The organism is Myroides profundi (genome assembly GCF_000833025.1).
Taxonomy (GTDB): Bacteria; Bacteroidota; Bacteroidia; order Flavobacteriales; family Flavobacteriaceae; genus Flavobacterium; species Flavobacterium profundi_A.
In genome coordinates, this window is sequence record NZ_CP010817.1 from 3,472,387 (window position 1) to 3,493,737 (window position 21,351).

The window sequence follows — 21,351 nt, forward strand, 5'->3', positions numbered from 1 at the left end:
AGTTTAAAAATTACTTTCTTTTGCGTGGGTTAGATTTACCTTTTGGAGATCCTGCTGATTTAGATTGTTTTTTATCCATTCCAGCTAACGGAGAAAGATCTCTCTTACCGTAAACCTCACCTTTCATGATCCACACTTTAATCCCCATTCTACCATAAGTAGTGTGAGCTTCAGCAAGTGCATAATCGATGTCTGCTCTGAAAGTTGACAACGGAATTCTTCCTTCTTTGAAAGTCTCAGAACGAGCCATTTCAGCACCGTTTAAACGACCAGAAATCATAACTTTGATTCCTTCAGCGTTCATTCTCATCGCTGCAGCCATAGCCATACGGATAGCTCTACGGTAAGAAATTCTGCTTTCTATTTGACGAGCGATACTAGCAGCCACTAAGTATCCGTCTAATTCAGGACGTTTGATTTCAAAGATATTGATTTGAACTTCCTTATCAGTAATCTTTTTCAATTCCTCTTTTAACTTGTCTACCTCTTGTCCACCTTTTCCGATAATGATACCAGGTCTAGCAGTAGTGATAGTAACGGTTACAAGTTTTAAAGTTCTCTCGATGATTACTTTAGATACACTAGCTTTTGATAAACGAGCATGGATATACTTTCTGATCTTGTGATCTTCAGCGATTTTGTCACCGTAGTCATTTCCACCATACCAGTTTGAGTCCCATCCTCTGATAATACCAAGGCGATTCCCGATTGGATTAGTCTTTTGTCCCATACTGCTTATTAATTGCTTTGTGTGTTATTATTAGATCCTAATACGATTGTTACGTGATTAGAACGTTTTCTGATTCTGTGTGCTCTACCTTGAGGTGCAGGACGAAGTCTTTTTAACATCATTCCTCCATCTACTCTGATTTCTTTAACGATCAATCCAGCTTCTTCAATGTTAGCGTCGCTGTTTTTCGCTTGCCAGTTAGCAATTGCAGACAAAAGTAATTTCTCTAAATTACGAGAAGCATCTTTTGAACTGAATTTTAATATATTTAGAGCTTTTTCTACTTTCTGTCCTCTTACTAAATCCGCTACTAAACGCATTTTTCTAGGAGAAGTAGGGCAATTGTTTAGCTTTGCAAAAGCAACTTGCTTGTTAGCTTCTTTAATTTGCTCAGCTCTTTCTCTTTTACGAACTCCCATAGCTTCTTATTATTTTTTACCTTTATTCTTTGCACCAGCGTGACCTCTAAACGATCTTGTTGGTGAAAATTCCCCTAATTTATGTCCTACCATGTTCTCTGTTACATAAACAGGAACAAACTGACGACCATTATGTACTGCGATAGTTTGTCCAACGAAATCAGGTGTAATCATTGAAGCTCTTGACCAAGTCTTGATAACTCCATTTTTTCCACTTTCTACGTTTACTTGAACTTTCTTCTCTAATTTATAGTGAACATAAGGTCCTTTTTTTAACGAACGTGCCATGTCTTAATCTTTTATTTCTTTCTACGTTCAACGATATACTTATTACTCGACTTAACTTTAGAACGAGTTCTGTACCCTTTAGCAGGCATCCCGTTTCTAGAACGTGGGTGTCCTCCTGACGAACGACCTTCTCCACCTCCCATTGGGTGATCTACTGGGTTCATTGCTACTGGTCTAGTTCTAGGTCTTCTACCTAACCATCTTGATCTACCTGCTTTACCAGAAACGATTAATTGGTGATCGTGGTTAGACACTGCTCCGATAGTAGCCATACATTCTAATAAAATCAAACGGATCTCTCCAGAAGGCATTTTAATAGTAGCATATTTACCATCTCTAGCAACTAACTGAGCGAAAGTACCTGCTGAACGAGCGATAACTGCTCCTTGTCCAGGACGTAATTCGATACAAGATATAACAGTTCCTAAAGGAATTTTGCTTAAAGGCATAGCATTACCAACTTCTGGTGATGCATCTACTCCTGAAACTACAGTTTGTCCAACTTTCATACCGCTTTGTGCAATAACGTATGATTTAGCTCCATCAACATAAGCAATCAAAGCGATGAATGCTGTACGGTTTGGATCATACTCAATTGACTTAACAGTAGCTGGGATACCAACTTTAGTTCTTTTAAAATCAACTATACGGTATCTTTGTTTATGACCACCACCCATGTAGCGCATGGTCATTTTTCCTTGACTATTTCTACCTCCAGATTTTTTTTTCGGTGCTAGTAAACTACGCTCCGGCTTATCAGTTGTTATAGCGTCAAAACTATTTACAACTCTAAAACGCTGACCTGGGGTAATAGGTTTTAATTTTCTAACTGACATTATTTATTAGATATTTGAATAAAAGTCTATACTATCTCCTTCTTTCAATTCAACTATTGCTTTCTTGTAAGCATTAGTTTTAGCGTTGATCATTCCACTTTTCGTGTACTTAACAGAACGCTTTGCAGCATAGTTCATAGTATTCACGTTAACAACAGAAACTCCATAAGCAGCCTCAACTGCTTTTTTAATTTCAATTTTGTTCGCTTTTCTATCAACAACAAACCCAAAACGGCCAAAAGTTTCGCCGTCTTTAGTTATTTTTTCTGTAATTATAGGCTTAATTAAAACACTCATGTTCCTATTATTTACTTAAATTTTCTACAATTCCTGCTACAGAACCCTCAGTTAACACTAAACTTCCAGCATTCAAAATACTGTAAGTACTTAATTCAGAGTTAGTTACAACAGCAGCCTTCCCTAAATTGCGTGATGACAAATATACATTTTTATTTGATTCACCAAACACAAATAGAGATTTTTTATTTTCCAATCCTAAACCTTTCAATACGTTGATGAAATTCTTAGTACTTGGAGCCTCGAAATTAAAGTTCTCAACTACGATTAAATTTGATTCTTTCACTTTGATAGAGAAAGCAGATTTTCTCGCTAAACGTTTTAAACTTTTGTTTAATTTGAAAGAGTAGCTTCTTGGTCTTGGCCCGAAGATTCTTCCTCCTCCACGGAAAACTGGCGATTTAATACTTCCTGCTCTTGCAGTACCAGTTCCTTTTTGTTTTTTAATCTTACGCGTACTTCCAGAGATCTCAGCTCTTTCTTTAGCTTTGTGAGTACCTTGTCTTTGATTTGCTAAATATTGTTTAACATCAAGATATACTGCGTGATTATTTGGTTCTATACCGAATACTGAATCTAAAAGCTCAACTTTTCTACCAGTATCTTTTCCTGTGATATCTAAAACTTTTACTTCCATTACTTCTGAACGATTACATAAGAGTTTTTGTGTCCTGGAATTGCTCCCTTAACCACAAGTAGATTTTTATCAGCTACTACTTTTAAAACTCTAAGGTTTTGTACTGTTACATTTACTCCTCCAGTTCTTCCTGCCATGCGCATTCCTTTGAATACTCTTGATGGGTAAGAAGAAGCTCCAATAGATCCTGGCGCTCTTAAACGGTTCTTTTGACCGTGAGTTACCTGACCTACTCCACCAAAACCATGACGTTTTACAACCCCTTGGAATCCTTTACCTTTAGATACACCTTGTACATCTACATATTCTCCTTCAATGAATAAATCAGCAGTGATTACATCACCTAATTTATACTCTCCAGCGAATTCTTTGATTTCAACAACTTTTCTCTTAGCAGATGTTCCAGCTTTTTTAAAGTGACCTAACTCAGCTTTAGTAGCATGTTTATCTGTCTTGTCATCGAAACCAAGTTGTAACGCTTCATACCCGTCAACCTCAATGGTTCTGACTTGGGTAACGACATTAGGACCCATTTCGATTACTGTACATGGAATGTTTTTTCCATTCTCATCGAAAATACTAGTCATGCCGATTTTTTTACCAATTAACCCAGACATAAATATTAATTATTAATTATAAAATTTTATTTTATTTTCTAAAAGAACTAAGTATTGGTGACTATAACACCAATACTTAGTCTCTGATATTCTTATTGAATCTCGTTATTTATCACACTTTGATTTCAACTTCAACTCCACTTGGTAACTCTAATTTCATTAAAGCATCAATTGTTTTAGAAGATGAAGAATAGATATCTAACAATCTTTTGTATGAACTTAACTCAAACTGCTCTCTTGCTTTTTTGTTCACGTGAGGAGAACGAAGAACAGTAAAGATTTTTTTATGAGTAGGTAATGGAATAGGTCCAGTTACTACTGCTCCTGTACTTTTTACAGTTTTTACGATTTTCTCTGCTGATTTATCAACCAACATATGATCGTAAGATTTTAATTTTATTCTGATTTTTTGACTCATTTTACTCTAAAATTAAGCGTTACCTTTTGCTTTAGTGATTACTGCCTCTGAAATGTTTGATGGTGTTTCAGAGTAGTGAGAGAACTCCATTGTAGAAGTTGCTCTACCAGATGATAATGTTCTTAATGTAGTTACATATCCGAACATTTCTGATAATGGAACAGAAGCTTTAACAACTTTTGCACCAGCTCTATCATCCATGCTGTTGATTTGTCCACGACGACGGTTCAAATCTCCAACGATATCACCCATGTTTTCTTCAGGAGTCAATACTTCTAACTTCATGATAGGCTCTAAGATGATCGCACCTGCAGCTTTAGCAGCAGCTTTGTATCCCATTTTAGCAGCTAATTCGAACGATAATGCATCCGAGTCAACCGCGTGGTAAGAACCATCAATTAAAGTTACTTTCATAGAATCCATTTCGAATCCAGCTAAAGGCCCTTGTTTCATCGCCTCTCTAAATCCTTTCTCTACAGAAGGGATATATTCTTTAGGAACGTTACCACCTTTAACTTCATTCACGAACTGTAATCCAACGAATGGTTTTCCATCAACGTCATCAGCAGGTCCCATTTTGAATACGATATCAGCAAACTTACCACGTCCACCAGATTGCTTTTTATAAGCTTCTCTATGTTGTGCATCACGTGTAAGAGCTTCTTTGTACTCAACTTGTGGCTCTCCTTGATTAACTTCAACTTTGAACTCACGTCTCATACGGTCGATCAATACGTCTAAGTGTAACTCACCCATACCAGAGATTACAGTTTGTCCAGACGCTTGGTCAGTTTTAACTGTAAAAGTTGGATCTTCCTCAGCTAATTTAGCTAAAGCAGTACCCATTTTATCCATATCCGCTTTTGTTTTTGGTTCAATAGCGATACCGATTACTGGGTCTGGGAATATCATACTTTCTAATACGATAGGATTTTTCTCATCACATAAAGTATCTCCAGTTTTGATATCTTTAAATCCTACAGCAGCTCCAATATCTCCAGCCTCAATGTATTCAACTGGGTTTTGTTTGTTAGCGTGCATTTGGTAGATACGAGAAATACGCTCTTTGTTTCCAGAACGAGTATTCAATACATAAGATCCAGCATCTAAGTGTCCTGAATAAGCTCTAAAGAATGCTAAACGACCTACGAATGGGTCAGTAGCAATTTTAAATGCTAATGCAGCGAACGGCTCAGTTACCGATGGCTTACGTATAATTGGCTCTTCAGTATCAGGATCTGTACCTTCGATAGCTTCCTTATCCATTGGAGAAGGTAAGTAACGACATACAGCATCTAACATGAACTGAACACCTTTATTTTTGAATGAAGATCCACAAGTCATAGGGATGATGCTCATATCAAGAGTAGCAGCACGTAAAGCTACGTGGATTTCGTCCTCTGTGATTGAGTTTTCATCTTCCATATATTTCTCAAGAAGATTTTCGTCATAAGCAGCAATCTCTTCGATTAATTGACCTCTGTATTGTTTTACATCGTCAATCATATCTGCAGGGATTTCAACAACGTCAAAAGTAGAACCATGATTCTCATCATGCCATACAATTGCACGGTTTTTAACTAAGTCAACGATACCTTTGAAATCAGCCTCATCACCAATAGGTAAAACGATTGGCACAGCGTTAGATTTCAACATATCTTTAACTTGCTGACATACTGCTAAGAAGTTAGATCCTTGACGGTCCATCTTATTAACAAATCCCATACGTGGAACTTTATAGTTATCAGCTAATCTCCAGTTAGTTTCTGATTGAGGCTCAACACCATCAACAGCACTAAATAAGAATACTAATCCATCTAATACACGTAAAGAACGGTTTACCTCTACAGTAAAGTCAACGTGTCCAGGAGTATCAATAATATTGAAGTGGTACTCATTACTTTCTGGTAAAACTGTCCCTTGGTTTGTTGGGAAATTCCAAGTACATGTAGTAGCTGCCGATGTAATAGTAATACCTCTTTCAGCCTCTTGCTCCATCCAGTCCATAGTAGAAGATCCTTCGTGAGTCTCTCCCATTTTGTGGTTTTTACCTGTATAGAACAAAATACGTTCTGTAGTTGTTGTCTTACCAGCATCGATATGCGCAGCAATACCAATGTTTCTTGTATATTTTAAATCTCTTGCCATTGTATATAGTTTCTGTATGGATTAAAATCTAAAGTGAGAGAATGCTTTATTAGCTTCAGCCATTTTATGAGTATCCATTCTCTTTTTAACAGCAGCTCCTTCTTCTTTAGCAGCAGCTAAGATTTCAGACGCTAGTTTTCCAGCCATAGATTTCTCATTTCTTTTTCTCGCATACAAAATCATCCATTTCATCGCCATAGAAATTTTTCTATCTGGACGAATTTGCATTGGGATTTGGAATGTAGCTCCACCTACACGACGAGAACGAACTTCTACGTGTGGCATAACGTTAGTTAATGCTTCTTTCCAAATTTCTAATGAAGATTTTTCTTCATCTTGTTTTTTCTCCTCAACGATCTCTAAAGCATCATAGAATACTTTGAAAGCTGTTGATTTCTTACCGTCCCACATTAAGTTGTTTACAAAACGCGTAACTAATTGATCATTAAATTTTGGATCTGGTAAAAGAGGTCTCTTTTTCGCCTGTCTTTTTCTCATGTCTTCTTCTTAAACGTTTAAACGATTATTTTTTGTCTTTAGGACGTTTTGCTCCGTATTTAGATCTTCTTTGAGTTCTACCGTTTACTCCGGCAGTATCCAAAGCTCCACGTACGATGTGGTATCTAACACCTGGCAAATCTTTTACCCTTCCACCTCTAACTAATACTATCGAGTGCTCTTGTAAATTGTGTCCTTCTCCTGGGATGTATGCGTTTACTTCATTACCATTTGTTAAACGTACCCTTGCAACTTTACGCATTGCAGAGTTTGGTTTTTTAGGTGTAGTAGTATAAACACGCGTACAAACTCCTCTTCTTTGAGGACAAGAATCCAAAGCAACCGATTTACTCTTCTTAGTCAATTGGGTTCTCCCTGTTCTTACTAATTGTTGAATTGTTGGCATAATGTTTATTAATAATTTCTACAATATATTATTCCGCACTATATACGGGGTTGCAAATGTATAACTATTTTTTATTTATTCAAACCTCAAAGCATTAATTTTCAACATAATTAATTTTTTTTATCAACAATTCTCCTTTTACCTCTTTTTTTCTCTTTATGCGATAGTTATTCAAAAGTTATCAACATTATTTCTCTCCCTTTTTAGTAATCCAGCCTTTGTGCCCAATCTTCTCTTTCACTATTCAATAACACCAAAAAAAAAATAAACCTTAGCACTCTTCTCCCTTTTATACATCACCACAAAAAACATTCCTCTTTACAGCTTTATGACACAACAGCACACCTCTTATTATACATTATAGTATATACTATCTAATATTTTTATAAATACCATTAAATCCAAATACTTAAAATCTATCTTTGCACGTTTTTTTAAATTATATTATAAGTAACTTTGCCCCATGGAACAGGACAATCAGATATTTGGTATTCGTGCAATCATCGAAGCCATAGAAGCAGGAAAAGATATAGATAAGGTATTCATTCAGAAAGAAGCTTCTGGAGAGTTAATGAGTTCTCTTCTTAAGACACTAAAGAAGAACAACGTAAACTTCTCTTATGTACCTATCGAGAAACTAAATAAACTAACTAATAAAAACCATCAAGGAGCTGTAGCGAATATCTCCCCTATCTCTTTTACTTCATTAGAAGTATTAGTAGAAGGTGTATTAGAGAAAAAAGAGAAACCTCTTTTCGTTATCCTTGATCAGATATCAGATGCTCGTAACTTCGGTGCTATTATACGTACTGCTGTATGCTGTGGTGCTGATGGTATCATCATATCTAAGAATGGAGCTGCTCCTGTAAACGGAGATACAGTAAAAACATCTGCCGGAGCAGTATTTAATATTCCTATCTGTAAAGTGGACCATATTAAAGATGCTGTATTCTATCTACAAGGGTCTGGTGTAATAACACTAGGTGCAACAGAGAAAGCAGAAAAAGAAATCTATGATGTAGATCTAAATGTACCTGTAGCGATCATTATGGGAAGTGAAGATAAAGGTATCAACCCATCTGTACTTAAAATCATAGACGAGAAAGCAAAGTTACCGATGTTTAGCACGATAGATTCACTAAATGTATCTGTAGCTTGTGGAGCATTTTTATACGAAACAATCAGACAAAGAAGATAAGATTTGAAAGACGTAAAGGTATTATTAAAGAAGCCTAACTACCCTGTCAGCGATGAGTTCATGGAATACTTAACCAAGTATAAGCGCACTACTAAGACTAGTGTGATCTATGATGACTTATTGCGCTTCAGTGGTTATATCAATATCGAGGACAGCAATGGTAATGACACGCTATGGTTGCGTGTATATTATCCAGAGTTCGAGTATAAAGAGATAGAAGCTAGCCTTACTAAGATATATACCTTACTTCACTCTGATGGTGACATTGAGACACTACAGTATCTAACTATTGATCATATTGACTTCTGTTCGTTTGGAAATTCTAAACCATTCAGAGTGAAAGTCCGAAATATACTCAATGACAATATCACCAACTTCTATGTAAAGAGAGCTGATGCCTCTCGTATATATGGATTAGAACTAGAAGAGATGCTGTCACCGAATACGATGAACTATCTCGTACACAATGACACCTTAATAGAAGAACACATATTAGGTATACCTGCTGATGTATTTATCACAGATCACCTACCTAAATGTACTGAAAGTGAAAAATCTCAGATCGCTAAAGAGTTTGTCAAGTTTAATGAACGCTGTATGATCGGTCTGCTGGGTGATATGAGATCTTATAACTTCGTCATCATACCTACTCATGACTTCGATCAGGTGGTCTATAGAATCAGAGCTATCGACTTCGATCAGCAGAACTATGAAGGCAACCTCAAGTTCTACCTTCCTCAGTTCTTTAAAGAGAACTACACTATCGTGAAGATGGTATTAGAGAAACTGAAACATACTTCGATAGAACAGTATCGACGAGAAGTGAGATCTGTGATCGTCAGAAGAGTACTGAGTAACAAAGAGAGACTAGACGAACTGATCCACGTGATGATACAGGATACAGTCTCTACTCCAGAAAATGTAGAAGAGTTAAAAATGTCATTACACAAATTAACTCACGAGAAGTCTTTCAAATATTGTAACAATATGGGAGAGATACTCGAAACAGCAATAGACTTCGTAGTCAAAAACTATAAAAGCACCTTCTAAGGTGCTTTTATAGTTTATATCGTTATCTGATTTGATACTGAGAGATCAGTACTGGTAATGTCTTTCTATAAGGATCTTTACTCTTCTTTTGTTTCGGTATGATAATAAAGTTGCCTTGCTCATCGAAGCACCTCATAAAAGGGTCTGACTGAGGATCAAAGTTAGGGTCTTGCCACTCATACTTATACCCCTGCTCTATATGTTCAGGAAAAGAGACTAAAAAACTAAGAATCAATCCTGTCAAAAAGCCACTCAAATGCCCTTCCCACGAAATACCACTCTCTACATGAGGAAACATATACCACACCGTACCACCATATAGCACTACGATAACCAGTGATAATGCCATCAGTCTATAATATCGCGTCTGTACCCCCTTAAAGAACATAAAGCTCACTAACACATAGACTAATCCACTAGCTCCGATATGATAACTATCTCTACCTATCAACCAAGTACCAAAGCCTGATAGCAGAATCCCTAAGATCAGTACCACCAACGCTTGTTTCTTATAGAAATACTGCAACATTAATAGTAGAACAAAAAGGGCTATAGAGTTATTATACAAATGCTTTATCCCACCATGTATAAAAGGACTAAACACAATTCCCCTCAACCCCACTACTGTTCTCGGCAATACGCCATACTCGTGTAACTCATAAAAATTATTCCAATCCATCCAATACACTCCCCATATCAGTACAATGACGAATAAGGGTAGTAAAATTAGATTAATAGATAATGGAGGTAATTTCTCTTTACTCATATATTCTTTCCTTTCTTCCTAAGTACATCTTATTATATAAGGTTCATATTTACTCCCTATACAAAACTTATCCATAAACACCTCTCGTTATGAAAAGCTATTATACAATGTACTCAAATTTTATATAGGTTAAATATAACTCATTTTATAACGGATTGTTTTTTCATTCACACCATTTTAGCATTGAGACGAGTATCACTCTCCTTAAAAGTATCTCTATTTAGTAGTTATCATATAAAAAAAAGCAATTCATTTTTTTATTTACAATCACAAATTCAGGCCTAAAAAGAACAATTAGCAATATCATTACCTCTTTTTTTTGAAAAAAGGGTCTAAAACAAGCTCATAATCCCTAAATCAAAGAAAAAATAAACTATTTTTTTTATTCAACAAAACAAACAAACATCTAAATATCAACCAATTAAAAAAACACTCTTAAAAAACAAGATATTTAAAATATACTCTCATCCTAGTAAAATAAGGGGTTCCTTTGAATTCCTTCGACAATAGTGGGACAATAAGCACTGAATACTGGACTAGAGAAGCCCTTTGTCCAAGAATACTTCTTCTATACTCCCCGCATTCTCCTTCAAATAAGCATAAACATCAACATAAGCTTATACACAGATATTCATGCTCTAATCAATAACTACTGCGCCTTAAACATTCCATTACTGAAAAACATCATTATCTAAAAAAGAGATTGTATTTTTGTGAGAAGAGATTTAATTACGATAATGGAAGCACCTTTAGCAGAACGAGTACGCCCGCATACACTGAGTGACTATGTCAGTCAAGAACACCTCGTGGGAGAGAATGGTATCTTAACGAATCAGTTAAAAGTTGGGTTTATCCCTTCCTTAATCTTTTGGGGACCTCCAGGTACAGGTAAAACTACTCTGGCAGAGATTATCGCAAAAGAAAGTGAGAGACCCTTCTATGTATTGAGCGCAATTAACTCAGGGGTGAAAGATATCAGAGAAGTAATCGAAAAGGCAAAGTCTAACAGTGGTCTATTCACTGCTAGAAACCCTATCCTATTTATCGATGAGATACACCGCTTTAGTAAATCTCAACAAGACTCTCTATTAGCTGCAGTAGAGCGTGGCTGGGTCACGTTAATCGGTGCCACTACTGAGAATCCGAGCTTCGAAGTTATCCCTGCTCTTCTCTCTAGATGTCAGGTTTACACACTTAATGCATTTACAAAAGAAGACTTACAGCACCTCCTAGAGCGTGCGATGAATAAAGATCTATTCTTAAAAAAGAAAAAGATAACCCTGACAGAGACAGAAGCTCTATTTAGAATATCAGGTGGAGATGGTCGTAAGCTACTAAACACCTTCGAACTTATCATCAATGCTACTCATGATGACGAAATAGAAATCACCAATGAACGCGTAATGCAAGTAGTACAAAAGAATACTGTACTATATGATAAGACTGGCGAACAGCACTATGATATCGTATCTGCTTTTATCAAATCTATCAGAGGTAGTGACCCTAATGGAGCTGTGTATTGGTTGGCGAGAATGATAGAGGTGGGTGAAGATGTGAAGTTCATCGCACGAAGACTACTTATAGCTGCATCAGAAGATATCGGTAATGCTAATCCGACTGCGCTCATTATGGCTAACAATACCTTCCAGGCAGTATCTGTCATAGGATATCCTGAGAGTAGAATACTACTTAGCCAGTGTGCTATCTATCTAGCGACATCACCTAAGAGCAACTCTACCTATCTAGCAATAGGTAAAGCACAGCAACTCGTCAAACAAACAGGTGACTTATCTGTACCTATACACTTAAGAAATGCACCTACTAAACTAATGAAAGAACTAGGTTATGGCAAAGAGTACTTATACTCACATGACTATACAAATAACTTCGTAGAACAAGAGTTTCTACCAGACGAACTAGAAGGTACTGTACTCTATGAACCTGGTGTGAACAATAGAGAGAACAGCACTCGAGAGTTCTTGCGAAACAGATGGCAATTTAAATACAACTATTAAATAGAAAGACCTGCTTATAGCAGGTCTTTTAGTTCTATTAATTTCTGTACGTGGTAGATCTGAGGTGTTACTTTTTCTTTTGATTGGCTGTAGTAGATTGCATCCATTCCTACGCCTAATGCTCCTTCTATATCTGCTAAGAAGTTATCACCTATCATCACGGAGTCTTTCACTCCTACCTTTGCTTTATCTAAAGCGTAGTTAAATATCTCAGGATTTGGCTTACTCACTCCTGCCATTTCAGAATTAGTCACTGTCTGAAAATAACCTGATATTCCTGATCGATCTAACTTTTTGCCTTGTACTTCATTAAAACCGTTGGTAATAATATGAAGTTTATACTTATCTTGTAAATAGTCAAGTACTTCTATCGCACCATCAAATAAATAATTATGATTAGGCATAGCCTTTAAATAATTATCCCCTAATAGCAACATCTCTTCAGTAGTAGACTGATACCCTAACTTAGCAAAGGTATCTCTGATTCTACCTATTCTAAGTTCTTCTTTAGTAACTTGATTTAAACTATACTTGTCCCAATACTCATTATTGATCGCAACATAGTGGCTTAGAAAAGCCTCTGTACTAAAAGGTAATTTTAATTCTTCAATTACATCATTAAAAGCTAAAGCAGAATTTTTCTCAAAGTCCCATAAGGTATGGTCTAAATCAAAAAAGATATCTGTCTTACTCGTTAAGCTTTTTACTCCCATTTTTTATAATCTTTTGTTTGAGTTACAAAAGTAGGTATTTTAGAACTAAAACTACTTATAAAATACTCTCATCTGCAAAGCTGTAATAACTATACTCCGTAACAATCAAATGATCTAGTAACTGTATGTCCATAATACGCCCTGCTTCTTTTATCTTCTTAGTAATCTGTATGTCTGCATCACTTGGCTTGACCTTACCACTAGGGTGATTATGCGTTAAGATTATCCCGACAGCCTTCTGCTCTAGTGCTGTCTGAAATAACAGTCTTATATCTACTACAGTACCTGTGATTCCCCCCTTGCTCAATGGCGATTTAAACTTAACTTTATTAGAGTTGTTCAGATATAACACCCAAAACTCCTCGTGTTCTAGATCACCTATAATAGGATTAATAAGTTCAAACACATCACTACTAGTAGTGATGATAGGCTCTTCTATACGCTCACTTAATCTCCTTCTCTGCCCTATCTCTAAAGCTGCAATAATCGCAATGGCCTTCGCTTCTCCTATTCCTTTAAACGCAGTGAGCTTAGAGATACTCTGTTTCGCTAATACACTTAGATTATTATTATACATCGCTAATATACGCTTACACAGCTCTACTGCAGACTCCTCTCTATGCCCTGATCCTATGAGTATCGCTAATAGTTCGGCATCACTTAAGGATGTCTTCCCTTTCAGCATTAGCTTTTCTCTAGGCCTATCATCTTCTGCCCATTGTTTGATCGTGATCTTTTGGTGTTCCATAGTCATTGTTTTATACTATTCTATCGTACAAAAACTAAACCTAATGAAGCTATTCTATATAAAGCTTGTATTAAAAAGCAGTCAGTATTCAAACAAAAAAAGGTTATCAAATACAACTGTACTTAATAACCTCTTTAATAGTATTATAATAATGACGTATGCCGTCTATTTATTCTTTACTTTCTCACTAAAAGCTTGCATATCTAATCCACCATAGTTACCTGAACTCATGAATAACAATACAGCATTGCTTAAGTCTAACTGCTCTAAATATTGTTTGAAATCAGCAGCGTTAGTATACGTAGCTAATCCTGGTCTATTAAATGCAGTTTGCATTTGCTCTTGAGAGATCTCTGGCATATTCTTAATCTTTAGCGCATCTAAAGAATAGAATACAACTGCTTCGTCTGCTTTAGCTAACGCACCTTCATACTGTGATAAGAAGGCAGAGTTAAGACTACTGTAGGTATGTAGTTCTAGACATGCAATTACTTTCTTATTTGGGTACTGTGCTTTCACCGCTTCTGTTGTAGCGATCACTTTACTTGGTGAATGTGCAAAGTCTTTATAGATCACTGTCTGGTCTGTCTCTACTAACTTCTCTAATCTCTTAGATGCTCCTTTAAATGATGCGATAGCTTCGTAGAAATCTTCTTCATCTATCCCCATATTCTGACAGATCCACTTCGCTCCACTTATATTACTAAGGTTGTGCTTACCAAAAACTTCTAACGGCATAGGCCCGTCATTCGTATCTAGGTAAGTCTGTTCATTCTCGATAGTATATGATGGTGTAGTATAAGGTATCTTTCTAATCGGATTAGTAGCTTCTTCTACCAATTGGTTTACCACAGCGTCTTCTTCGTTATAAACTAAGATTCCACCGTTCACTAGCTTTCCAATAAAAATCTTAAACTGCTCTACATAGTTTTCAAAAGTTGGGAATACATTGATATGATCCCATGCTATACCACTTAACAAGGCGATATTCGGCTGGTAGATATGAAATTTAGGACGAAGATCTAATGCTGATGATAGGTATTCATCTCCTTCTATTAACATAAATTCATTATCAGAAGTAAGATTCACCATTCTATCAAAACCTTCTAACTGTGCTCCTACTAGATAATCTACTTCTACATTATGATAATGCATCACATGTAATATCATAGAGGTAATGGTAGTCTTACCATGAGACCCACCTATCACTACACGTGTTTTATTCTTAGAATGTTCGTAGATAAACTCAGGGTAAGAATAAATAGTTAGTCCTAATTCTTTTGCTTTTAGCAATTCTGGGTTATCCCCTTTAGCATGCATCCCTAGAATAATAACGTCTATCTCTTCTGTTATCTTCTCTGGGAACCACCCTTCTTCTTTTGGTAATAATCCCTTAACTTCTAATCTAGACTTAGAAGGTTCAAATATAGTGTCATCACTACCTGTTACAATATCTCCTTTTGCATGTAAGGCTAATGCCAAATTGTGCATTGCACTTCCTCCGATTGCGATAAAATGTATACGCATTATATAAGTTTTTTACTGTCAATTCTACTAGTTGTAAAATTACAATTTAAATAACAATATGAAATTCTTTTTCTTTATATTACATTCAATTTTTAGCTAATATACCATGCAACATGATAAATCCTATTACGAAATAAACAACAACAGAGATACGAGTCTTGTTTACTACATTATCTCCTTTGTCTGTTCGGTTATTGCATTCTTTATCTGTTGGATTCCTTTTGTCAATTTTATCTCTATCTTTTTTAGCCTTATAGGTCTTGCCTTCGGAATCGCAGCCTATCGAAGAGCTAAAAAAGCTCTTGTCAGTAATACTATGCCCTTAGTTGCTATTATTATTTCACTGTTTCCACTAGTAATCTCTATAGGCACTACATCGGTACTACTCATCTATATCAATAAATAGATACTTTATAAATATAAAAAGCTCAAGTGACCTTGAGCTTTTTTCATTCTTAATAATTCAGTCCTAAATACTTTCTAAAGTAACCACATTCTTTAATTACTTCTTGGTAATATTTCGTATCACTATACTTAGCAGCTAATTCTGAGAAGCCATTCCACTTCTTAAACATGACATCATCACCCCATGCTCCCATATAATAATCCTTATTATGATAGGTCTGTACATAAAATTCATTTCGCTCTAACTTAGCATCGAAGTAAGCTAGCTTTGCTTTTTCTTCTTTTGTAGTCGCATATTGCTTAGCTATCGTATAGTACTTTCTAGCATTATTCATATTCAAGATGCTAGACTTATTCTCCATACCGATACTATTACTGCCATACTCATCCCAAATACTGTTGTAATACAACACGCGTGCATTACCAAAATATGTAGCATTATAATAAGCATTACCCACTAAAAGTGCATTGCTAAATACATCTGTACCATTAGCAATATTCGCCTTCATATCTCTTAGTTTCTCTAAGAATGATAGCTTCGTATATACCGTAGTCTGCTTAGCTGCATGATCACAATCATTACAGTCCTTGATCTTTCCGTTAAATGGGTTACCTAAAAGTGTAGCTGTGTTATACATCAACACCGTGTACTCATCATCATAGGTATTCTTCTTCTTGATAGGTTCTGCCTTCTTCATTTCTACAATAGCTTCATCTATCTTATCTTCATAGAACAAATGAATCGCTCTGCTCTCATAGATATCACTAAGATTATACTGATATAAAGAAGTGAACAACTTTTCTATCTCTGAATGATTCGTCTTTAACAAGAAACTCTCCATAGCACTAGACTGTTTCTTATCCTTATAAAAAGCTACACCTTGAGAGTTTAATATCTCTGCCATGATAGCATTGCCTTGCTCTTTATAAGTAGCTGATAAAAACTGTCTAATCCAACCTGCTGCGTACTCATATCTAAAAGGATCACTATAGTCATTCTTCACTAGCTCTGTATAAACCCATTTCAGTTCTGGCAATAGTTTTTCTTCTGTATTCTTATCTAACTTTTTGACTTGAGATACTGTATTAATCAAGGCAAATAATCTGATTTGCTCTGCTAATAACTTATCTCCTTTTTTAGAATAATCACTTGCTTCCTCTATTTGCTTAGTAGCACTCTTATACTCTCCTTGGAAAATATCCATATACCCTGCTGCTAACTTCCACAACACTGGATTAGCAACTTCTTGTGGTTTATCCGCTACAGACTTTATCCACTTCAGTGTATTCTGATCTATCTTCTTCTTAATCGCCTTGAAATACTCATCACGAGACTTAAAACTACTTTCTGCAAATACATTGACTGCTTGCTCTTGCATATTCACCCATCTCGTCAAGATGTAGTCTATATGTGGGCTCTTAGGGTTAACATCATAAGCACGCTTCATAGATTCACCTAGGTCATCATAGTATCCCATTATAGACCATATAGCAGCTTTCACATCTCTATCATCTGTATTCTCCACTATTTTTGTAATAGCAGCTTTATCAAGAGGCTTAAAGTTATACAAAGCAACTTGACGCATAGAAGGTTCTCTATCAAAAACAGTTGCGTATAATAGGTTTGACTTCGCAAAATTAGCTTGCTCATAATACGCCCCTGCTACATAAGACATTGCTCTATAATACAATGTATTCTGAGGTTGGCTACTCGCTGTAGATTCAAAATAAGCAATCACACTACTCTTGTCTGCTGAGTAGAACTTAGCTTTCATCACCTGAAACCACATTCTGTTTGCAAAAAAAGTATCCTTCTTATCCATCTTCTCATAGAAGCTCTGTACTTTATTAGCATAGTCTGTTGGTAACTGCTCTTTGACTTGTTGCTCATAGTTCCAATATTCGAACTCTTGAGCTGAATACTGTTCTACTGTTTTAGCAAAGTTTAGAAAGTTAATAAAGTTCTCTACTCTCTTATTCTTTAAGTCTAAGTCATAGATACTACTTCGTTTCTTTCCTTTTCGCAGTTCACTATATATAGAATACATCGTGTCTATCTCAAACTCATTAGACACTAAACATTCTTTCACTACATCAGCTGGTACAGCATTACTTAAATATTGTGTCCACTCCTTAACAATATCCTCATTATACATACCTGCGTTATACATATATGCACCATCATAGAACTTCTCATAAGGTGCAAAAAACAAAGGCTTATATGAGTTATCTACAAATGCTTCTGGTGTAAAACTTGAAACAGAGGAATAACTCCACCACCCATCAGCACATCCGTATGAGTACACACCTGCTCCTAACAGCAGTGATAAGCTACTCGCATACAACAATCTTTTTCCAAACTTCTTTTTCATAATAAGGGATATTTCTTGAATTTAAATCATATAGTATAATTTCAGAGGGGCACTTCCCACTTGCCTTCTCTAAGTCTTTTTTCATCTCTAACAACTGCTCACTAGTAGTCGTTTCTACTTTTATCTGATCGCCCACTAAAAACAATTGTCCAAAATACATTCCTTCTTTTGTCACACTATATCTAGTCTCGTCTATTCTTTTAAAAGCACTTATTTTATCCACTTCATCTGTACGGACTCTACTGATTAAACGAACAACTTTATTTTCTCTAGTATGTACTACCCATGAATAAATAGGAAAAGCATACTTCAGCTCTAAAGGATAATCAGCCAATGCGCCTATATATTTGCCCCCTATATTACGGTCGTAAATAGAGTTCAATGAATCTGCTGAGATAGTCCCCATATTATAATACATCAGTACACCATAGTCTACTTTAGGGATTCCTGTCTTAGCAGCGTACTTCACTTGGTGTAGCCTAATCGTAGATGACACCTTCCACTGGCTTTCTTTCTTAATCGACTCTATTAATTCAAAAAAAGAATCCTTACTCTTCAAGCTCCAATCGCAGTCTAGCTGTATCTCTGTTATCTGTATATGGTTGTGTTTATTAATCTGATTGATATAGTCTACTATCTTTTTTGACAATTCTCTATCTACCTTACTATTCACTAATACCTCATTCTTTATATATACAACAGGAACAATCTCTAGATCAGGAATAGAGTCTTTAAACAGTATAGGTCGTATAGGTATAGGAGAATCTCCTTGTAATCCAATATCAAAATAGCGAATATAAAGCTTGTCCACTTCTAACTCTTTAAGCGTAGTTCTTTCTAGTGAGTCTAACTGAAAGTTAGTTCTCCAATAGTAAAAAGACAACTTGGTCTGCAAGTCCTTATCTCCTTTAGAGACACAGCTAACTAAGAATATTAAACAGATAAATAACACATACTTTTTCATGATGTAAACTTAATTCACGAAACATTTATGCACAAAAAAAACGCCTAAATAATTTAGGCGTTTTGTGAATTTTAACTAAACGTACTATTTTACAATAGTCATCTCATCTACAATATGTTTAGCATCAGCGAACTTATCTATAATGAATAGTACGTAACGAATATCTACGTTAATTGTACGTTGTAATTTAGGATCATAAATAACGTCTCCTGCCATAGCTTCGATATTACCATCAAATGCAAGTCCGATCAACTCTCCTTTTCCATTTAATACTGGAGAACCTGAGTTACCTCCTGTGATATCATGGTTAGTCAAGAAGTTTACAGGCATGTGCCCAGCTTTATCAGCATATACACCATAATCTTTCTTATTATATAAGTCGATTAGTTTTTGTGGTGCTTCGAACTCTTCGTCACCAACTTTATGTTTAGCAACTGTACCTTTTAAAGTAGTAAACCAGTTCTCTGCTGCATCATTTACTTTATTTCCTCTTGGTAGGTCTTTTACAGTACCGTAAGTTAAACGTAAAGTAGAGTTTGCATCTGGATAGTATTTACCTGTAGGGTTACTTTTTTGTACTCCATCTACAAATAATCTATATGCTTTTTGGAACTTATCCTCTAATGCAGTTACATTATCAGGCATAGCTCTATAGTGCTCCATAATAGCTATAGATAACTTCAACATAGGATCACGAGAAATAGTCACTCCTTTAGGATCTGCTAAGAATGCATCGATAGCCTCTTGGTTAGCAAATACACTCTTCTCAAAAATCTCATCTACATACTTTTCAAAATCACCATTGTACTCTTTGTTGATTTCTGCTACATAAGGAGCAATTGCATATCCTGTAGATTTAGTAGCATAAAGAGCTAATTGTTTAGCTAACATTTCTCTTTCTAATGGCTCATAAGTACTACCATAGATACTCTTAATGTACTCTTTAAACTCAGGTAACATCTCAGCACGTTTCTTATCATCACCAGCAGCATACGCTTCCATACCTCCAGCTAAACGATATGGTGCAGCTACTAAATTAGAAGTACGCAACATTGTCATTAAATAATTGTCATGACGAGACTTCTCATTAGTCGCTTTGTACCATGCGTTAATATCAGCTATTACATTTCCGTATTTAGCAGCGTTCTCTTTTTTAGAAGCCCATTTATGGAAATCTTTTTCAGCTTTTGTTTTAGTTGCTACAGTCTGATGTTGAGTCAATGCATCAATCATACCTTGACGGTTCTTCCAGTAGTTAGCTACACCTGCATATTTAGATGCATAGTTAAGACGTACTGCATCGTTTGTAGCCATGTATTTCTTCATTACATCCATTCCTAACTTAGATCCTTCAACCCAAGCTGGATAAGCGAACTTAATGTTTTGCTCTACTCCTTGTGCAGGCATCCATCTATTTGTTCTACCAGGATATCCTAATATCATAGAGAAGTCACCTTCTTTTATACCTGTGATAGATACTGGTAAGTGGTGTTTAGGAACCATTGGTACATTATCTGCAGAGTACTCTGCAGGATTACCATCTTTATCAGTATACACACGGAATAAAGAGAAGTCACCTGTGTGACGTGGCCATTCCCAGTTATCAGTATCACCTCCGAACTTACCGATGCTGTTAGGAGGAGTTCCTACTAAACGAACATCATTATAATCTTGATATACGAAATAATAGAATTCATTACCTTGAAAGAATGATTTTACAGAAACAGTATATTTACCATCACCATCATTCTCTTTTTGAATCTTAGCGATCTCTTGGTTGATTGCTTTCTCTCTTTCAACTTCAGACATCTTATCATTAACAACGCTTAAGATACGCTTTGTTACATTGTCCATTCTTACAAAGAAACGAACAGAAAGACCTTTAGCAGCTCTCTCACTAGCTTTATCTTTTGCCCAGAATCCATTCGTTAAAATATCATCTTCTGGTGTAGATAATTTAGCTATTTTATCATATCCACAGTGGTGATTAGTTAGTACCAACCCTTGATTAGATACAATCTCTGCTGTACATCCACCATCAAATTGTATAATAGCATCTTTCAACGAATGATTATTGATACTATATATTTCTTCAGATGTCAACTGTAGTCCCATCTTTTCCATATCGCGCTGGTTTAAACGCTCTATGAACATTAAGAACCACATTCCTTCATCAGCCTTTACCGTCGTAGGTATCGCTAATATGAATGCGGTTAAAAATAAAACGATTTTTTTCATATTAATTAGTATGTTAGAAATGCGAAGATAAATTTAATTCTATAAATCCTCCTCAATTGTT

The 21,351-nt window shown here is 35.8% G+C and carries 22 protein-coding genes; 4 read left to right on the plus strand and 18 right to left on the minus strand.

Translation table 11 applies throughout. The features are described from left to right. Positions 1-10: 10 nt before the first annotated feature. From rpsC to rpsL, 11 genes are all read right to left on the minus strand, one after another. Positions 11-730 (minus strand): 30S ribosomal protein S3, encoded by a 720-nt coding sequence (rpsC, locus tag MPR_RS15370; protein ID WP_006259490.1) that lies wholly within the window; start codon positions 728-730, stop codon positions 11-13. Between the two features lie 8 nt (positions 731-738). Continuing rightward, positions 739-1,149: a 50S ribosomal protein L22 gene (gene rplV / locus MPR_RS15375; RefSeq protein WP_006259491.1), complete on the minus strand. Its 411-nt coding sequence runs from the start codon at positions 1,147-1,149 to the stop codon at positions 739-741. 9 nt (positions 1,150-1,158) lie between these two features. Beyond that, positions 1,159-1,437, minus strand: a complete 279-nt coding sequence (gene rpsS, locus MPR_RS15380; protein ID WP_006259492.1) for a 30S ribosomal protein S19 — start codon at positions 1,435-1,437, stop codon at positions 1,159-1,161. An 11-nt stretch (positions 1,438-1,448) separates the two neighbouring features. Then, positions 1,449-2,273, minus strand: a complete 825-nt coding sequence (gene rplB, locus MPR_RS15385; RefSeq protein WP_006259493.1) for a 50S ribosomal protein L2 — start codon at positions 2,271-2,273, stop codon at positions 1,449-1,451. Positions 2,274-2,279: 6 nt separating this feature from the next. Further along, positions 2,280-2,570, minus strand: coding sequence for a 50S ribosomal protein L23 (gene rplW, locus MPR_RS15390; RefSeq protein ID WP_006259494.1), 291 nt, complete (start codon positions 2,568-2,570; stop codon positions 2,280-2,282). A 7-nt stretch (positions 2,571-2,577) separates the two neighbouring features. After that, on the minus strand, positions 2,578-3,207 hold the full coding sequence (gene rplD, locus MPR_RS15395) for a 50S ribosomal protein L4 (RefSeq protein ID WP_006259495.1): 630 nt from the start codon (positions 3,205-3,207) through the stop codon (positions 2,578-2,580). Continuing rightward, positions 3,207-3,824 (minus strand): 50S ribosomal protein L3, encoded by a 618-nt coding sequence (gene rplC / locus MPR_RS15400; protein WP_041894036.1) that lies wholly within the window; start codon positions 3,822-3,824, stop codon positions 3,207-3,209. Before rplC ends, rplD begins: the two co-directional genes overlap by 1 nt. Before the next feature lie 112 nt (positions 3,825-3,936). Then, entirely contained in the window at positions 3,937-4,242 is a 306-nt protein-coding gene (gene rpsJ / locus MPR_RS15405) for a 30S ribosomal protein S10 (RefSeq protein WP_006259497.1), read from the minus strand. A gap of 12 nt (positions 4,243-4,254) precedes the next feature. Then, positions 4,255-6,390 carry an elongation factor G gene (gene fusA / locus MPR_RS15410; RefSeq protein ID WP_041894038.1) on the minus strand — a complete coding sequence of 712 codons (2,136 nt, stop codon included), beginning with the start codon at positions 6,388-6,390 and terminating at the stop codon, positions 4,255-4,257. A gap of 21 nt (positions 6,391-6,411) precedes the next feature. Continuing rightward, positions 6,412-6,888, minus strand: a complete 477-nt coding sequence (rpsG, locus tag MPR_RS15415) for a 30S ribosomal protein S7 (protein WP_041894041.1) — start codon at positions 6,886-6,888, stop codon at positions 6,412-6,414. 25 nt (positions 6,889-6,913) lie between these two features. Beyond that, the gene (gene rpsL / locus MPR_RS15420) at positions 6,914-7,294 is read right to left on the minus strand and encodes a 30S ribosomal protein S12 (RefSeq protein ID WP_002987523.1); all 381 of its coding nucleotides are present in this window, start codon (positions 7,292-7,294) and stop codon (positions 6,914-6,916) included. A gap of 463 nt (positions 7,295-7,757) precedes the next feature. Here rpsL and rlmB point away from each other — a divergent pair, with 463 nt between their 5' ends. Continuing rightward, complete coding sequence (rlmB, locus tag MPR_RS15425; RefSeq protein WP_006259500.1) at positions 7,758-8,492, plus strand: 23S rRNA (guanosine(2251)-2'-O)-methyltransferase RlmB; 735 nt, start codon at positions 7,758-7,760, stop codon at positions 8,490-8,492. A gap of 3 nt (positions 8,493-8,495) precedes the next feature. After that, positions 8,496-9,542 (plus strand): hypothetical protein, encoded by a 1,047-nt coding sequence (locus MPR_RS15430; RefSeq protein WP_041894044.1) that lies wholly within the window; start codon positions 8,496-8,498, stop codon positions 9,540-9,542. Positions 9,543-9,564: 22 nt separating this feature from the next. On the opposite strand, the gene MPR_RS15435 is transcribed toward MPR_RS15430, so the two are convergent. Continuing rightward, positions 9,565-10,308: a rhomboid family intramembrane serine protease gene (locus MPR_RS15435; RefSeq protein ID WP_041894047.1), complete on the minus strand. Its 744-nt coding sequence runs from the start codon at positions 10,306-10,308 to the stop codon at positions 9,565-9,567. 737 nt (positions 10,309-11,045) lie between these two features. Here MPR_RS15435 and MPR_RS15440 point away from each other — a divergent pair. Next, the gene (locus MPR_RS15440; protein ID WP_041894050.1) at positions 11,046-12,323 is read left to right on the plus strand and encodes a replication-associated recombination protein A; all 1,278 of its coding nucleotides are present in this window, start codon (positions 11,046-11,048) and stop codon (positions 12,321-12,323) included. Positions 12,324-12,337: 14 nt separating this feature from the next. On the opposite strand, the gene MPR_RS15445 is transcribed toward MPR_RS15440, so the two are convergent. The 3 genes from MPR_RS15445 to MPR_RS15455 all read right to left on the minus strand — a co-directional run bounded on the left by MPR_RS15445 (position 12,338) and on the right by MPR_RS15455 (position 15,311). Further along, complete coding sequence (locus MPR_RS15445) at positions 12,338-13,036, minus strand: YjjG family noncanonical pyrimidine nucleotidase (RefSeq protein ID WP_041894054.1); 699 nt, start codon at positions 13,034-13,036, stop codon at positions 12,338-12,340. 55 nt (positions 13,037-13,091) lie between these two features. Continuing rightward, on the minus strand, positions 13,092-13,784 hold the full coding sequence (radC, locus tag MPR_RS15450) for a RadC family protein (RefSeq protein WP_041895585.1): 693 nt from the start codon (positions 13,782-13,784) through the stop codon (positions 13,092-13,094). A gap of 165 nt (positions 13,785-13,949) precedes the next feature. Beyond that, complete coding sequence (locus tag MPR_RS15455) at positions 13,950-15,311, minus strand: UDP-N-acetylmuramate--L-alanine ligase (protein ID WP_041894057.1); 1,362 nt, start codon at positions 15,309-15,311, stop codon at positions 13,950-13,952. Positions 15,312-15,417: 106 nt separating this feature from the next. On the opposite strand from MPR_RS15455, the gene MPR_RS18390 reads away from it, so the two are divergent. Then, positions 15,418-15,717, plus strand: a complete 300-nt coding sequence (locus tag MPR_RS18390; RefSeq protein WP_074761212.1) for a hypothetical protein — start codon at positions 15,418-15,420, stop codon at positions 15,715-15,717. A gap of 49 nt (positions 15,718-15,766) precedes the next feature. On the opposite strand, the gene MPR_RS15460 is transcribed toward MPR_RS18390, so the two are convergent. From MPR_RS15460 to MPR_RS15470, 3 genes are all read right to left on the minus strand, one after another. Next, a complete protein-coding gene (locus MPR_RS15460) occupies positions 15,767-18,088 on the minus strand; it encodes a hypothetical protein (protein WP_041894061.1) in 2,322 nt (773 codons plus the stop codon). Further along, a complete protein-coding gene (locus MPR_RS15465; RefSeq protein ID WP_041894063.1) occupies positions 18,048-19,052 on the minus strand; it encodes a hypothetical protein in 1,005 nt (334 codons plus the stop codon). Before MPR_RS15465 ends, MPR_RS15460 begins: the two co-directional genes overlap by 41 nt. 84 nt (positions 19,053-19,136) lie before the next feature. After that, positions 19,137-21,290 carry a S46 family peptidase gene (locus MPR_RS15470; protein WP_041894066.1) on the minus strand — a complete coding sequence of 718 codons (2,154 nt, stop codon included), beginning with the start codon at positions 21,288-21,290 and terminating at the stop codon, positions 19,137-19,139. Positions 21,291-21,351 lie beyond the last annotated feature (61 nt).

What these genes read in the sequence shown, in the direction of transcription:
- rpsC (WP_006259490.1), bottom strand. Translation starts at nt 730, where the DNA reads ATGGGACAAAAGACTAATCCAATCGGGAATCGCCTTGGTATTATCAGA.
- rplV (WP_006259491.1), bottom strand. Translation starts at nt 1,149, where the DNA reads ATGGGAGTTCGTAAAAGAGAAAGAGCTGAGCAAATTAAAGAAGCTAAC.
- rpsS (WP_006259492.1), bottom strand. Translation starts at nt 1,437, where the DNA reads ATGGCACGTTCGTTAAAAAAAGGACCTTATGTTCACTATAAATTAGAG.
- rplB (WP_006259493.1), bottom strand. Translation starts at nt 2,273, where the DNA reads ATGTCAGTTAGAAAATTAAAACCTATTACCCCAGGTCAGCGTTTTAGA.
- rplW (WP_006259494.1), bottom strand. Translation starts at nt 2,570, where the DNA reads ATGAGTGTTTTAATTAAGCCTATAATTACAGAAAAAATAACTAAAGAC.
- rplD (WP_006259495.1), bottom strand. Translation starts at nt 3,207, where the DNA reads ATGGAAGTAAAAGTTTTAGATATCACAGGAAAAGATACTGGTAGAAAA.
- rplC (WP_041894036.1), bottom strand. Translation starts at nt 3,824, where the DNA reads ATGTCTGGGTTAATTGGTAAAAAAATCGGCATGACTAGTATTTTCGAT.
- rpsJ (WP_006259497.1), bottom strand. Translation starts at nt 4,242, where the DNA reads ATGAGTCAAAAAATCAGAATAAAATTAAAATCTTACGATCATATGTTG.
- fusA (WP_041894038.1), bottom strand. Translation starts at nt 6,390, where the DNA reads ATGGCAAGAGATTTAAAATATACAAGAAACATTGGTATTGCTGCGCAT.
- rpsG (WP_041894041.1), bottom strand. Translation starts at nt 6,888, where the DNA reads ATGAGAAAAAGACAGGCGAAAAAGAGACCTCTTTTACCAGATCCAAAA.
- rpsL (WP_002987523.1), bottom strand. Translation starts at nt 7,294, where the DNA reads ATGCCAACAATTCAACAATTAGTAAGAACAGGGAGAACCCAATTGACT.
- rlmB (WP_006259500.1), top strand. Translation starts at nt 7,758, where the DNA reads ATGGAACAGGACAATCAGATATTTGGTATTCGTGCAATCATCGAAGCC.
- MPR_RS15435 (WP_041894047.1), bottom strand. Translation starts at nt 10,308, where the DNA reads ATGAGTAAAGAGAAATTACCTCCATTATCTATTAATCTAATTTTACTA.
- MPR_RS15440 (WP_041894050.1), top strand. Translation starts at nt 11,046, where the DNA reads ATGGAAGCACCTTTAGCAGAACGAGTACGCCCGCATACACTGAGTGAC.
- MPR_RS15445 (WP_041894054.1), bottom strand. Translation starts at nt 13,036, where the DNA reads ATGGGAGTAAAAAGCTTAACGAGTAAGACAGATATCTTTTTTGATTTA.
- radC (WP_041895585.1), bottom strand. Translation starts at nt 13,784, where the DNA reads ATGGAACACCAAAAGATCACGATCAAACAATGGGCAGAAGATGATAGG.
- MPR_RS15455 (WP_041894057.1), bottom strand. Translation starts at nt 15,311, where the DNA reads ATGCGTATACATTTTATCGCAATCGGAGGAAGTGCAATGCACAATTTG.
- MPR_RS18390 (WP_074761212.1), top strand. Translation starts at nt 15,418, where the DNA reads ATGCAACATGATAAATCCTATTACGAAATAAACAACAACAGAGATACG.
- MPR_RS15460 (WP_041894061.1), bottom strand. Translation starts at nt 18,088, where the DNA reads ATGAAAAAGAAGTTTGGAAAAAGATTGTTGTATGCGAGTAGCTTATCA.
- MPR_RS15465 (WP_041894063.1), bottom strand. Translation starts at nt 19,052, where the DNA reads ATGAAAAAGTATGTGTTATTTATCTGTTTAATATTCTTAGTTAGCTGT.
- MPR_RS15470 (WP_041894066.1), bottom strand. Translation starts at nt 21,290, where the DNA reads ATGAAAAAAATCGTTTTATTTTTAACCGCATTCATATTAGCGATACCT.